This is a genomic window from Frateuria sp. YIM B11624, assembly GCF_049727805.1.
GTDB lineage: Bacteria > Pseudomonadota > Gammaproteobacteria > Xanthomonadales > Rhodanobacteraceae > Frateuria_A.
In genome coordinates, this window is record NZ_JBCNYA010000003.1 from 31901 (window position 1) to 46308 (window position 14408).

Genomic DNA, 14408 nt, shown 5'->3' on the forward strand with positions numbered 1-14408 from the left:
GCCCTGCGGGCGGGCCCACCTGCGGATGTCCGTGCCTACAATGGCTGCTCCTTCTCCGACCCCGCTGCCATGCCGCGCCTGCGACTCAAACGCTACCTGCTCACCGGCCTGCTCACCTTCATCCCGTTATGGGTGACCTGGACCGTGTTCAAGTTCGTGCTCGGTTTCCTGGCGGGCATCGGTGCGCCGATGGTGGCCGCGGCGCTGGGCGCGCTGGCGCTGGTGGCGCCGGACACCGCCTCCGCGCTGGGCAGCACATGGTTCACCTCGATCGTGGCGCTGCTGATCACGCTGCTGGCGTTGTACCTGCTCGGCTTCCTGGCCAGCCGGGTGATCGGGCAGCGGCTGCTGGATGCATTTGACGCGCTGCTGCAGCGCATTCCGCTGGTGCAGACCATCTACGGCGGTACCAAGAAGCTGATGGCGGTGCTGCAGCAGAAACCCTCGGGTGTGCAGCGCGTGGTGCTGGTCGACTTTCCGCATCCGGGCGCCAAGGCGATCGGTTTCGTCACGCGGCTGATGATCGAGGAAGGCAGCGGCCGCGAGATGGCGGCGGTGTTCGTGCCGACCACGCCCAACCCCACCGGCGGCTTCCTGCTGACGCTGCCGGTGGAGGCCGTCACGCCGACCGACTGGACCATGGACCAGGGCATGGCCTTCATCATTTCCGGCGGCGCAGTGGCGCCCGACACGTTGCCCGAGGCCAGCCCGAAAACGCCGTAGGAGTGGAGAGGGGAACCGGGTTTGCAAGGACTTGGGACGAGGGGCGAGTAGCGGGGCGCAGGCCCGGGCGACTTCGTCGATTCGAGAAGCCCAATGCTCCTCCTCGTCACTTTTCCTTTCGCCCCCCTGCCCTCGTCCGACCCCTGACCTTTGACACTGTCTGCCCCATGACCAATGGCCTAGCTTGGCCGGCCATGGCCGTGCCGTGAGGGGACGCGGCCGGCAACAACGCACCCGCCGATGGGCGATCCACACAGAGGGAAATCCATGTCCAAGCAGTATCTGAAGCCGCTGGCGCTGGCGGTCAGCCTGGCGCTTTCGCTGACCGCGTGCGGCAAGCACGAGGCCGCCGACCAGAAGCCCGCCGCCAGCAGCACCGCGCCGGCCGCCGCCGGCACGACCGCCATGGCCGCCGCGCCCAAGAGCGTGTTCGACGTCAGTGAACTGGGCCCGATGGGCGAGGCCTGCACGGACTTCAACCAGTTCGTCAACGCCAAGTGGGTCGCTGCCAATCCGATCCCGTCCGACCGCACCCGCTGGGGCGCCTTCGACAAGCTGGCCGAGGACAGCCTCAACACCCAGCACGACATCGTCGACGCTGCGGCGAAGGGCGCTGCCAGTGCGCAGGCCGGCTCGATCCAGCAGAAGATCGGCTACCTGTACGCCTCGGGCATGGACGAGGCGGCCATCGAGAAGGCCGGCTTCGACCCGATCAAGCCCAAGCTCGACGCCATCGCCGCGCTGAAGAACGGCAAGGACGTGGCGAACTACCTCAACAAGAGCTTCAGCGAGGGCGACGAGCAGGTGTTCTCGTTCGGCTCCGAGGCCGACTTCAAGAACGCCAAGATGCAGATCGGCTACGCCTTCCAGAGCGGCCTGGGCCTGCCGACGAAGGACTACTACACCGATCCGAAGCACGCCGACGAGCGCAAGGCCTACCTGGCCTACGTCGCCAAGGCGCTGCAGCTGACCGGCGTGAGCGAGGCCGATGCCAAGAAGCAGGCCGACCAGGTGATGGCCTTCGAGACCAAGCTGGCCAGCGCCTCGTTCGCCCCGGTCGATCTGCGCACGCCCGAACACCAGTACCACTTCGTCAGCGTGAAGGAAGCGGACAAGATCACCCCGCACTTCAGCTGGGAGCAGTTCTTCGACGCCCAGGGCGTAAAGGTCGACAAGGGCTTCTCGCTGTCGCAGCCGAAGTTCTTTGCCGAGTTCGACAAGCTGCTGGCCAGCGCGCCGATCGCCCAGTGGCAGGCTTACCTGCGCTTCCACGTGATCGACGATGCCTCGCCGCTGCTGTCCAAGGCGTTCCAGGACAACTCGTTCGACTTCTACGGCAAGACCCTTTCCGGCCAGCCCGAGCAGAAGGCCCGCTGGAAGCGCGTGCTCAACTCCGTCAACCGTTCGATGGGCATGGCGCTGGGTCAGCTCTACGTCGACAAGATGTTCAAGCCCGAGGCCAAGGAGCGCGCGCAGGTGCTGGTCGACAACGTGCGCAACGCCCTCAAGGCGCGCATCGAGAACCTCGACTGGATGAGCCCGGAGACCAAGGCCAAGGCGATCGCCAAGTGGAACACCTTCCTGCCCAAGATCGGCTACCCGGAAAAGTGGCGTGACTGGTCGGGCCTCGAGATCAAGCCCGACAACTACTACGCCAACGTGATGGCGGCCAACAAGTTCAACTACGAATACGACATCAACAAGATCGGCAAGCCGACCGACCGCATGGAGTGGGGCATGACCCCGCAGACGGTCAACGCCTACTACAACCCGACCGACAACACGATCAACTTCCCGGCCGCGATCCTGCAGCCGCCGTTCTTCTATGCCAACGGCGACGACGCGATCAACTACGGCGGCATCGGCGCGGTCATCGGCCACGAGGCCAGCCACGGCTTCGACGACGAGGGCAGCCAGTTCGACGGCGAAGGCAACAACGAGAACTGGTGGACCAAGGACGACCGCGCCAAGTTCGACGCCCGCGCCGACAAGCTGGTAGCGCAGTTCAACGACTACACGCCGATCAAGGACAAGCCGGACGCGCACGTCAACGGCCGTCTGACCCTGGGCGAGAACATCGGCGACCTGGGCGGCCTGAACGCCGCGTACGACGCACTGCAGGCGGCGCTGAAGAAGAACCCGCAGGAAGCCGGCGAGAAGATCGACGGATACACCCAGGACCAGCGCTTCTTCCTCAACTGGGCCCGCGTGTGGCGCGGCAACATCCGCGAGAAGCAGGCGGTGCTGCAGCTCAACACCGACCCGCACGCCCCCGCCTCGCTGCGCGCGATCGGTGCGCCGTCCAACATGGACGCCTTCGCCGCCGCGTTCCAGTGCAAGCCGGGTGATGCGATGGTGCGGTCCGGCGACAAGCAGGTGAAGATCTGGTAAGCCGGTCCTCCCCACGGGGAGGGACGTTCCAGTGATGCACGAAGGCCCCGCTCCGGCGGGGCCTTTTTTTTTGGTCGGGCACCCGTGCCGTGACGCTTCGCAGTCGTGCGGACGCGGCACACCAGACGCCTTCCCGCACCCAGGCTTGTTATTGCAAATCATTCTCATTAAAGTTCGCAGCCTGCAGCATTCGCCAGACAAGGACTCCCATGGCCTGCATCACCAGCCGCAAGCACCCGACTCCCCCCTCGCTGCCCCGCAGTGTCGCCGCCGCCAGCCTGCTGGCACTCGCCCTGCCCGCCTATGCCGGCACCACCGCCACCGCCGATCCACAGGTGCGCGACGCCAAGCGCCTGCCTGGCGTCGAGGTCAACGCGACCCGCGGCGCGGACTACCGCGCGGACATGGTCGACTCGCCCAAGTTCACCCAGCCGCTGCTGGACACCCCGCAGACCATCGGCATCATCACCCGCGACCTGTTCGAGCAGCAGGGCGCCACCACGCTCACCGAAGCGCTGCGCAACAGCCCGGGCGTGGGCACCTTTTACGCCGGCGAGAACGGCAGTACGACCACCGGCGACGGCATCTACATGCGCGGGTTCGATACCTCCGGCAGCATCTTCGTCGACGGCGTACGCGACCTGGGCTCGATCTCGCGCGACCTGTTCAACATCGAGCAGGTGGAAGTCACCAAGGGACCGGACGGCACCGAGTACGGCCGCACCGCACCGACCGGCGCGGTCAACATGGTGACCCGCCAGCCGATGCGCGGCGATCGGGCCGGCGCGTCGGTGGCCTACGGCAGCAGCCAGCAGCAGCGCGCCACGGTCGACCTCAACCGGCAGTTCGGCGACCACGGCGCGTTCCGCCTGGATGCGGTCGGCCAGGACAGCGGCGTGCCGGGCCGCGACCGCGTGCGCCACCGCCGCTGGGGCGTGGCGCCCTCGCTGGCGTTCGGCCTGGGCACGCCCACCCGGGTCTACCTGGATGCGCTGCACGTCAAGCAGAACAACGTCCCCGACGGCGGCGTACCGACCCTGGGCTTGACCGGCTACGCCTCGCCCGATCCCACGCGTCCGCAGATTGGCCTGGCGCCACGCGTCGACAGCGACAATTTCTACGGTACCGTGCAGGACCACGACCATGTCACCGTGGACATGCTCACGCTGATCGTGCAGCACGATTTCAGCGACGACCTCGCGCTGCGCAACACCACGCGCTGGGGCCGCACGCACCAGGACTACCTGCTCACTTCCTTCATGGCCAGCGCCGCCAACCTGCTGACGCCGGACCTCGACGATCCCGCAACCTGGACCGTCGCCCGCTCCAATCCCACCTTCAAGCGCCAGTCCAACCGCATCCTCACCAACCAGACCAACCTCACGGCGAACTTCGCCACCGGACAGGTGATCCACAACCTGAGCGCCGGCGTGGAGCTGACCGAGGAGAAGGCCACCGACGTCGATGTCGCACCGCTCGACGGCACCAGTTGGCCGGCAGCGAACCTCTACCGCCCCGACCCGCGCGTAGGCGGCCTGCGCTACGGCGAAACCGGGGCCTGGAGCAGCGGCACCACCGATACGGCGGCGGCCTATCTGTTCGACACGCTGAAATTCGGCGAGCGCTGGCAGGTCACCGCCGGCGCCCGCGTGGACCGCTACACCACGCGCTTCGACAGTGTGGCGCTGTGCGGCGGCCGCAATGCGCCCGAGTGCGGGACCTTGCCCGACGCCACGCCGGTGCCCGGCCTGAAGGCGCGCGTCGTCGACACCCTGCCCAACGGCAAGCTCGGCGTGCTGTACAAACCCGCGCCCAACGGCAGCATCTACGCGAACTTCGCCGTGGCGCAGGAGCCGCCCGGCGGCAACACGCTGCTGTTCAGCACTTCCGCGCGCAGCGCCGACAAGCCGGACCTCGATCCGCAGCGCGCCAGCACGACTGAACTCGGCACCAAGTGGGACCTGCTCGACCAGCGCCTGCTGTTCACCGCGGCGCTCTACCGCACGGTGGTGCGCAACGAACTGACCCAGGATCCGGTCGACCAGCAGTACTACCAGACCGGCCGCAAGCGCGTGCAGGGCGTCGAACTGGGCGTGGTCGGCAGGATCACCGACGACTGGGGCATCAGCGCCGGCTTCACCACCATGGACGCCAAGGTCACCGCGGGCCAGGCGGTCAGCAACGACGGCTCGCAGGACCTGGCCTACACGCCGCGCAGCGCGTTCACCGCGTGGAGCACCTACCACCTGCCGTTCGGGCTCACCGTGGGCGGCGGCGCGCGCTACGCCGGCTCGATGAAGCGCGGCACCGACGGCGCGGTGGGCACGCCCGCCTACACCGGCTCGTACTGGGTGTTCGACGCCGTGGCGAGTTATCCGGTCAACCGCCATCTCGACCTGCAGCTCAACCTCTACAACCTGTTCGACCGCGACTACGTCGCGGCGATCAACAAGAGCGGCTACCGTTACACGCCGGGCACGCCGCGCAGCGCGATGCTGACCGCCAACATCCGCTTCTGAGCCTGATCGCCTTCGCGTCCGGACCGAACGGCAGGAGACCGCCATGCTGCTGCACATCCCCAACGTCCTGGATTCCGCGCAGGTCCTGCGCATGCGCGGCGCACTGGAGAACGCAGAATGGGCGGACGGCCGCGAGACCGTCGGTCCACAGGGCGCCCGGGTCAAGCGCAACGAGCAACTGCCGGAAGCCTCGCCGCTGCGCGCGACGCTCGGCCGCGAGGTGCTCGATGCGCTGGCGCGCCACCCGCTGTTCCACGCGGCCGTGCTGCCGCAACGCATGCTGCCGCCGCGTTTCAACCGCTACACGGGCGGCGGCCAGTACGGCTTCCACGTCGACGGCGCGGTGATGGCGCTGTCCGAGGGCGGGCAGTTGCGCACCGACGTGTCGTGCACACTGTTCCTCAGCGATCCGCAGGATTACGACGGCGGCGAGCTGGTCATCAACGATCTCTACGGCGAGCACGAGGTCAAGCTCCCCGCCGGCGACGCCATCGTGTACCCGTCGAGCAGCCTGCATCGCGTGTGTCCGGTCACGCGCGGCGCTCGCATCGCAGCCTTCCTGTGGGCGCAGAGCCTGGTCCGCGACGACGGCCAACGCCAGTTGCTGCTGGAGCTGGACGGTGCGATCCAGCGCCTGAGCCGAAGCGGCGCCGATGCCGACGCGCTGCTGCAACTCACGGGCGTCTATCACAACCTGCTGCGGCGCTGGTCCGAAGCCTGAGCAACGCCTTCCCTGCCCGTGGGAACAACCGCAGATGCTCCTATGGCCGCCTTCACGGTCGCGCCCAAGGGCATTCCTGCAAGGGCGAGGCCCCGGCGGTTCCCTCTACACGGTCGGGAGCGGATAATCGGCGCCCCTTCATGCAACGCGCGGCGGCACGATGTTCGTACCTGGTCAACGCTGGATCTCCACCGCCGAACCCGAACTGGGCCTGGGCACCGTCCTGCGCGTAGAGGGCCGCGGCGTGCAGGTGCTGTTCGCCAAGGCCGGCGTGCTGCGGCCCTACGCGGCCGACTCGGCGCCGCTGGTGCGCGCCGAGTTCCGTCCCGGCCAGCGCGTGGCCGGCAAGGGCGTGGCGTTCCTGGTCGAACGGGTGGAGATCAAGGACGAGCTCCTGATCTACCGCGGCGAGGGCCGCGAACTGCACGAGGGCCAGCTCGACGATGAGCAGAGCGTGAGCCAGGCCGACGATCGCCTGGTCGGCGGGCGTACCGATCCGGTGGCGCAGTTCGAGCTGCGCCTGGAAGGCCTGCGCCGCCGCGCGCAGGCGCGCCGCTCGCCGACCTGGGGCCTGGAAGCCGCGCGCATCGGTCTGGTGCCGCACCAGTTGCGCGTCGCCGGCATCGCCGCCTCGCGCCGCCCGCCGCGCGTGCTGCTGGCCGACGAGGTCGGCCTGGGCAAGACCATCGAGGCGGGCATGATTTTGGCCCGCCAGCTTGCCACCGGCCGCGCCTCGCGCGTGCTGGTGCTGCTGCCGGACACGCTGGTCTACCAGTGGTTCGTCGAACTGCTGCGCCGCTTCAACCTGAGCTTCGCCATCTACGACGAGGAGCGCTGCGAGGCGCTGGAGCAATCCGGCGACGGCAGCAATCCGTTCGACGACGAGCAACTGGTCATCGCCGATTTCCGCTTCCTGGAAGAAAACCCCAAGCGCGCGCGGCAACTGCAGGAAACCAACTGGGATCTGCTGATCGTCGACGAGGCGCACCACCTGGCCTGGACGCCCGAGGCGGCCAGCCCGCGCTACACGTTGGTCGAGCAGCTGGCGGCCACCACGCCCGGCGTGATCCTGCTCACCGCCACGCCCGAGCAGCTCGGCCGCAGCGGCCACTTCGCCCGCCTGCGCCTGCTCGATCCGCAGCGCTACCACGACCTGGACGTCTATCTGGCCGAAGCCGAGGGCTTCCAGGCACTCTCGCCGATCGCCGATCGCCTGCAGTCGGGCGAGCCGCTCGATGAAGCGCAGCGCGACACGCTGCGCGGGATCTTCGCCGGCGACGCCGGCCTGCTCGCGTTGCTGGAGGACACCACCCGTCCGTCCGCCGCCCGCGAACTGCTCGATGCGCTGATCGACCGGCACGGCACCGGCCGCGCCATGTTCCGCAACCGCCGCGCCGGCATCGGCGGCTTTCCGCGCCGCGTGCCGCAGTGGCAGCTCATCGACGCCGATGCGCTGGACGAGAACGCCCGCCAGGCGCTGCTCGCCGAGTTCCACGCCGACATCCAGCAACCACCGCCGGCACTGGAACTGGATTACGCCAGCGACCCGCGCCTGGACGCGCTGGTCGCCCTGCTCGATGCGCACCCGCAGGACAAGTTCCTGCTGATCTGCCGCAGCCAGGCCAAGGTGCTGGCGCTGGAGGAAGCGCTGCGCACGCGCACCGGCGCCGGCATCGCGCGCTTCCACGAAGGGCTTGGCATCGTGCAGCGCGACCGCAACGCGGCCTATTTCGCGCAGCCCGACGGCGCGCGGTTGTTGCTCTGCTCGGAGATCGGCTCCGAAGGTCGCAACTTCCAGTTCGCGCACCGGCTGATCCTATGGGACCTGCCGCTGGATCCCGATCTGCTCGAGCAACGCATCGGCCGCCTGGACCGCATCGGCCAGACCCACGACATCGCCATCCACGTCCTCGCCGTCGAGGACAGCGCGCAACACGTGCTCGCGCGCTGGTACGACGAGGGCGTCGACGCGTTCCGCTCCAGCCCCGCCGACGGCCGCGAACTGCTGCGCCGCTACGGCGAACCGCTGGTGCAACTGGCCGGGGAGCATGCACGCAACGCCGACAGCCGCGACCAGGAGCTGGATGCACTGATCGCTGAGACCCGCGCCACCCACGAGGATCTGGCCGCGCTGATCCGCGCCGGCCGCGACCACCTGCTGGAGCTGGCCGCCAGCCGCGACCCCCACGCCGATGAACTGGGCCAGGCGTTCCGTCGCGAGGATGTCGACCCGTCGCGCGACGCCTACGTGCAGCGGCTGCTCGAAGCCTTCGGCATTCACCCCGAGGAGCTCGGCGGCCAGGTGCTGCTGCTCGATCCGCAATACCTCTCCACCGACGCTCTGCCCGGCTTCGCCGAGGGCCCGATCTCGGCCACCTTCGCGCGCGAGGTGGCGCTGGCGCGCGAGGAACTGCCGCTGCTGCGCTTCGACCACCCGCTGGTGCAGGGCGCGCTGGACCTGGCGCTGTCCGGCGAACAGGGCAACGCCGCCTTCATGGTCGACGATGCGCTGCCGCCGCGCAGCGCGCTGCTGCAGGCCGTGTTCCTGCTCGAATGCGTGGCCGACCGCACGCTCGATGCCGAGCGCTTCCTGCCCACGCTGCCGCTGGCGGTGGCCATCGACACGCGGCTGGCCGAGCGTGCCGGCTTCGAGCCCAGCGAAGCGGCCGTGCGCAAGGCGGCCGACCGCAACATCGAGGTGCCGCGCTATCGCAAGTTCCTCGCCAAGCTGGTGCCGCCGATGCTGGAGAAGGCCGAGGTGATCGCCGGGGAACGTGCGCAGGAGCACATCGCCGAGGCGGTTGCCCAGGCCACCGCCACGCTGGATGCGGAGCTGTCCCGGCTGCGCGCGTTGCGCGAGGTCAATCCTTCGATCAACCCGGCGGAAATCGCGCTGCTGGAGACCGAGCGCACGGCCCTGCTCGCCGCGCTGCCGCAATCGCGCCTGCGCCTGGACGCTGTCCGCTTCATCGCCAGCCCCGATTTCCTCGCCCTGCGCTGAGTGGCCTGTTCTCTTCCTTGGGGAACGGATTCGGTGGTATCGGCGGGTGTGTTCGTCATGGCCGCCGTTTTTGCGGTCGTTCGGCGACTTGGCTCGCCTGCGGCGGGCTTCCGATCGCCTGTCGGCGCTCGGGTCACTTTTCTTTGCTGGCCCAAAGAAAAGTAACCAAAAGAAACGGCCTGCTCAGCCCGGTGAGGGATAAGAGCTAGGTACCACCTCGCCTTGATGGGTACGCACCTGCTCTTAGAGGAGCTGCCGCCGCTTTACCCACGGGCGCTCGGGAGTTGAGGCGAGGGAGGCATGTGGGCTCGTGCGCGAGCAGTGCGCACCGGGACGTGCGGGGCCGATGCCCGCAGGCGCGCCACGTTCTGCTCCCTCTCCCCTCCGGGGAGAGGGCTGGGGTGAGGGGCCGGGGCTCGCGACAAGGCCTGGCGTAGGACGGCCGTACCGTTGAGGCCAACATACCCGCGGGTCCACACTGCACGCCCCCACCCAAAGGAAACAGGCATGCGCACCATCGGCCTCATCGGCGGCATGAGCTGGGAATCGACCGTCGAGTACTACCGCCTGATCAACCGCGGCGTACGCGACCGCCTGGGTCCGCTGCATTCCGCACGCCTGCTGCTGGACAGCCTGGACTTCTCGGTGATCGCCGCGTGCCAGCGCGAGGGCGACTGGGACGGTGCGGGCGCGCTGCTGGCCGAGTCCGCGTGCCGCCTGCAGGCGGGTGGCGCCGAGTGCGTCCTGATCGGCGCCAACACCATGCATCGCGTGGCCGACGCGGTGGAGGCCGCGACGCCACTGCCCCTGTTGCACATCGTCGATGCCACCGGCCTTGCGATCCGCGCGCAGGGACTGGACACGGTGCTGCTGCTCGGCACCGCCTTCACCATGGAGCAGCCATTCTTCCGCGAACGCATGCAACGCGATCATGGCGTGCGCTGCCTGATGCCGGAGCCGGCAGAACGCGCCGAGCTGCACCGGGTGATCTACGAGGAACTCTGCGCCGGGCAGTTCAGCCCGCAGGCGCGCGAGTATCTGCTGCATCTCATTGCCGACGGCGTGCGCGCCGGCGCGCAAGGCGCCATCCTGGGCTGCACCGAACTGGGCTTGCTGCTCGGCGACGCCGACGCGGGCGTTCCGGTCTTCGACACCGCTGCGCTGCATGCCGCGGCCGCCGTGGATTTTGCACTGGCGTAGGACGTAGGGTGGGCTACAGCCCACCTTCGCTTCCCGCAAGATCGACGGTGGGCTGAAGCCCACCCTACGCGTGGTTCACGGGCGCTGCCGGATCAGACCGTAACCAGTGCCGAGCGCATGCGCCGGCCGACGCCGAACAGCCAGTAGGCCACGGTCAGCAGCACCACCCACGCCACGCCCACGTACAGCGCCACGCGGGTATCCGGGCTGTAACCGAGCATCACCAGCACGAAGGCGAGGAAGGCCAGCGCCAGCACGCTGGAAAGCGGCCACAAACGCAGCCGGAACGGCAGCGGCTGCGGCTGCCGGCGGTGGAAGCGCCAGTGCGCCACCAGCACCGTACCCCAGGTCCACACGGTGTTGAACGCCAGGATCGACATGATCATGCCGAAGATGCGCTCGGGCACCAGGTAGTTCATCAGCACGCCCAGCAGCAGGAAGAAGATCGTCACCAGCACGCCGCGCACCGGCACGCCACTGGCGCTCAGGCGCCCCATCGCCGCCGGCGCCTGGCCCTTGGTGGCCAGGCTGTGCAGCATGCGGCTGCCGCTGAAGGTGGTCGAGTTGAAGCTCGACAGCGCCGCAGTGATGACCACGAAGTTGATCAGCCCCGCGGCCTGCGGGATGCCCAGCTTGGCGAAGGTGGTGACGAACGGGCTGCCCTGCGTGCCCAGCTCGTTCCACGGGTAGATCGCCATGATCACGAACAGCGAGCCGATGTAGAAGATCAGGATGCGCCAGATCACCGAGTTGACCGCCTTCGGGATCGTGCGCTCCGGATGCGCCGCCTCGGCCGCCGCCATGCCGATCGTCTCGATGCCGCCGAAGGAGAACACCAGCACCGGCAAGGCCAGCACCATGCCGGTAAAGCCATTGGGGAACCAGCCGCCGTGCGTCCACAGGTTCGACACGCCGACCGGCTGCCCGCCGTTGCCCCAACCGAGCCAGATGATGCCCAGGCCGCCCAGGATCATCAGCACCACGGTCAGCACCTTGATCAGCGCGAACCAGAATTCCATCTCCCCGTAGACCTTCACCGCCATCAGGTTCAGTCCGCCGATCATCACCACCGAAGCGAACGCCCAGATCCACTGCGGCAGTTCGGGGAACCAGTCCTTCATGTAGATGCCCACCGCCGTGCTCTCGGCGATGCCCACGCCCATCATCAACACCCAGTAGTTCCAGCCGGTGAGGTAGCCGGCATACGGCCCCAGGTACTTGTGCGCGTAGGCGCTGAAGGAGCCGGCGATGGGCTCGTGCGCGGCCATCTCGCCCAGCGCACGCATGATGATGAAGATCATCGCGCCGCCGAACACGTAGGCGAAAAGCACCGACGGGCCGGCCAGCTTGATGGTGCTGGCCGAGCCCAGGAACAGGCCGGCGCCGATGCACATGCCCAGCGCCATGAAGGTGATGTGGCGCGGCGTGAGCTGCCGCTGCAGTTGCTCGCTCATGTAAGGCCCGTGAGGTAGGGAAAGGGTCAGCGCATCAAGCGGCGCTTGGGTTTGATCGGAAGCCGCCCGCGCCAGTACTCGATCAGCACGTAGCCGCCCAGCATGCCGCCGAGGTGGGCGAAATGCGCCACGCCCGCCTGCGTACCGGTCACGCCCAGCACCAGTTCGATCACCGCATAGCCGGTCACGAACAGCCAGGCCGGCATCGGGATCGGCAGGAAGATCAGCATCATCTTCTCGTGCGGATACATCATGCCGAACGCCAGCAGCAGGCCGAAGATCGCACCGGAAGCGCCCAGCGTCGGATAGAAGCCATGGGTGAACCAGTGCACCACCAGCAACTGCGAGATCGCAGCCACGATCAGGCACGCGAAGTAGTAGAGCAGGAACTCGCGCCCGCCGAACAGGCGCTCGATCGGGCCGCCGAACATCCAGAGCGCCAGCATGTTGAAGGCGATGTGCTGAAAGCCGCCATGCATGAAGGCGTAGCTCACCAGTTGCCAGGGCCGGAAACCGATGGCCACCAGGCCATCGGCGGTCTGCGCCCACTGGTCCGGACCCCACGGCCACAGCGCGAAATGCAGCACCAACACGTCCCCCAGCAGCATCTGCAGCAGGTAGACGGCGATATTGGCGATGAGCAGGTTACGGGTGACGGGGGGAAGCTGGTAGGGCATGGTCGATCCGGTGGCGGCCTCGTGAGGGTAGCGCAAACGGTGCTGGCACACGGGCGCTGCACGAGGCGACTTTGGCGTCCCGTCGCAGGCACGCGCCGGCGTTCGTGCATGAAAAAAGGCCGCCTGCTGGCGGCCCGACTGCGGAAACCCCCGTGGTGTTTCCCATTCAACCGTTTTGCGCAATGCCCTCGGGGCGGCGAGCGCCGGCGAAGCGCTTGGCCCAGTAGGCCTCATCGAGGCTGGATACCTCCACCGACTTGCCCGCCGAGGGCGAGTGGATGAAGCGTCCGTTGTCCAGATAGATGCCCACGTGCGAGATGCGCTTCTTGCCGCGGGTATGGAAGAACACCAGATCACCCGGCTGCATGTCGTCGCGCCTGACCTTGATGCCGGCCAGGAACTGGCGCGCCGAATTGGCCGGCAGGCGCAGGCCGATCGCGTGGGCGAACACGTAGCGGACGAAACCGCTGCAATCGAAACCGGTAGAGGGCGAACGGCCGCCGCGGACGTAGCGCACGTCTCGCAGCTTCATCGCCAGCGCGACCAGTTCCTGGCGCAGGTCGGCGACTTCGTTGGCCGGGGCGGATGCCTTTTCCCGTGCCGTCAGCAGCGCCGACGGGTCGACCGGCAGGACGGCGTTGGCCACGGCCGGCGCCAGGTTGGCCAACGGCAGCGCCAGCAGCGGTGCAGCGACCGGAGCCGGAGCCGGGGTGGCCGGTTCGGCAGCATGCGCAGGCACGATCGCGAACAGCGCGGCAAACAGGGCGGCGGTCACGATCGGGCGGTAGAAGGGCATGCGGGAAAATCCCTTTGCTGCTTAAGGCTGTAGCGACGGCCACCGGTGGCGGCCTGGCAAGGGACCGAAGTTAGCAAAGCCATCCGACCGGGATGTTCGATTGACGTTAATTGAACCCCGGCGTTTCGAAACGTTCACACAGGCGCGTGACCGGGAGCACGTTGGCGGGCACCGCGGCACCTGCCGGCGCAACGGACCGCAAGCGCACGCGCATCCCTACCGGACCGGATTCAGCGGTGCCCGAAGATCGCCGTGCCGATGCGCACCTCGGTGGCACCTTCGGCAATGGCCAGCGGGAAGTCGCCGCTCATGCCCATCGACAGCCGCGGCAGGTCGTGGCCCGCCGCGGTGGCGGCATCGCGCAGTTCACGCAGCTGGCGGAAGCAGGCGCGCACGGCGGCGGGGTCTTCCGATTGCACGGCCAGCGTCATGAGGCCGCGCACGCGCAGGGTGGGGTAATCGCGCAGGCGGTCGAGGAAGGCCGGCAGTTGCTCCGGCGGCAAGCCGTGCTTGCTTTCTTCCGGCGAGGTCTTGACCTGCACCAGCACGTCGATCGCGCGGTGCTCGGCCTGCAGCCGCCGGTGCAGCGCCTCGGCCAGCTCCAGCCGGTCCAGCGACTGCACCTCGCTGGCGAGCCGGGCGACGTCCCTGGCCTTGTTGGTCTGCAGGTGGCCGATCAGCACCCATTCCAGCGCCAGGTCGGCCAGTGCCGCGGTCTTCTCGCGCAGTTCCTGCACCTTGTTCTCGCCGAAGCGGTTCAGGCCCAGCGCCGCCGCCTCGCGCACCACCTCCGGGCCGAAGGTCTTGCTGACCGGCAGCACGGCCACGCCGGCCGGATCGCGCCCGGCCGCGCGGCAGGCTTCGTCCACGCGCCGGCGCACGGCGGCCCAGCGCGCGGCGAGCGTGTCGGCCGGCTCGCCCATGCG

At 68.4% G+C, this 14408-nt stretch carries 10 protein-coding genes; 6 read left to right on the plus strand and 4 right to left on the minus strand.

Annotated elements, in window-relative coordinates; genetic code table 11:
- The first annotated feature begins 69 nt into the window (after positions 1 to 69).
- The 6 genes from AAIL17_RS02085 to AAIL17_RS02110 all read left to right on the plus strand — a co-directional run bounded on the left by AAIL17_RS02085 (position 70) and on the right by AAIL17_RS02110 (position 10555).
- Entirely contained in the window at positions 70 to 723 is a 654-nt protein-coding gene (locus tag AAIL17_RS02085) for a DUF502 domain-containing protein (RefSeq protein ID WP_424681148.1), read from the plus strand.
- A gap of 267 nt (positions 724 to 990) precedes the next feature.
- A complete protein-coding gene (locus AAIL17_RS02090) occupies positions 991 to 3114 on the plus strand; it encodes a M13 family metallopeptidase (RefSeq protein ID WP_424681149.1) in 2124 nt (707 codons plus the stop codon).
- A gap of 209 nt (positions 3115 to 3323) precedes the next feature.
- Positions 3324 to 5633 (plus strand): catecholate siderophore receptor Fiu, encoded by a 2310-nt coding sequence (locus AAIL17_RS02095; RefSeq protein ID WP_424681150.1) that lies wholly within the window; start codon positions 3324 to 3326, stop codon positions 5631 to 5633.
- Between the two features lie 43 nt (positions 5634 to 5676).
- Positions 5677 to 6354 carry a Fe2+-dependent dioxygenase gene (locus tag AAIL17_RS02100; RefSeq protein ID WP_424681151.1) on the plus strand — a complete coding sequence of 226 codons (678 nt, stop codon included), beginning with the start codon at positions 5677 to 5679 and terminating at the stop codon, positions 6352 to 6354.
- Positions 6355 to 6514: 160 nt separating this feature from the next.
- Positions 6515 to 9355, plus strand: a complete 2841-nt coding sequence (rapA, locus tag AAIL17_RS02105) for an RNA polymerase-associated protein RapA (protein WP_424681152.1) — start codon at positions 6515 to 6517, stop codon at positions 9353 to 9355.
- A 507-nt stretch (positions 9356 to 9862) separates the two neighbouring features.
- A complete protein-coding gene (locus AAIL17_RS02110) occupies positions 9863 to 10555 on the plus strand; it encodes an aspartate/glutamate racemase family protein (RefSeq protein ID WP_424681153.1) in 693 nt (230 codons plus the stop codon).
- Between the two features lie 92 nt (positions 10556 to 10647).
- Here the strand turns inward: AAIL17_RS02110 and AAIL17_RS02115 are convergent, their stop codons facing one another.
- The 4 genes from AAIL17_RS02115 to AAIL17_RS02130 form a co-directional block, all read right to left on the minus strand.
- Complete coding sequence (locus AAIL17_RS02115; RefSeq protein WP_424681154.1) at positions 10648 to 12009, minus strand: amino acid permease; 1362 nt, start codon at positions 12007 to 12009, stop codon at positions 10648 to 10650.
- A 26-nt stretch (positions 12010 to 12035) separates the two neighbouring features.
- Complete coding sequence (locus AAIL17_RS02120; RefSeq protein ID WP_424681155.1) at positions 12036 to 12686, minus strand: rhomboid family intramembrane serine protease; 651 nt, start codon at positions 12684 to 12686, stop codon at positions 12036 to 12038.
- 166 nt (positions 12687 to 12852) lie between these two features.
- Positions 12853 to 13482 carry a C40 family peptidase gene (locus AAIL17_RS02125; RefSeq protein ID WP_424681156.1) on the minus strand — a complete coding sequence of 210 codons (630 nt, stop codon included), beginning with the start codon at positions 13480 to 13482 and terminating at the stop codon, positions 12853 to 12855.
- 230 nt (positions 13483 to 13712) lie between these two features.
- Positions 13713 to 14405 (minus strand): YggS family pyridoxal phosphate-dependent enzyme, encoded by a 693-nt coding sequence (locus tag AAIL17_RS02130; RefSeq protein ID WP_424681157.1) that lies wholly within the window; start codon positions 14403 to 14405, stop codon positions 13713 to 13715.
- Positions 14406 to 14408 lie beyond the last annotated feature (3 nt).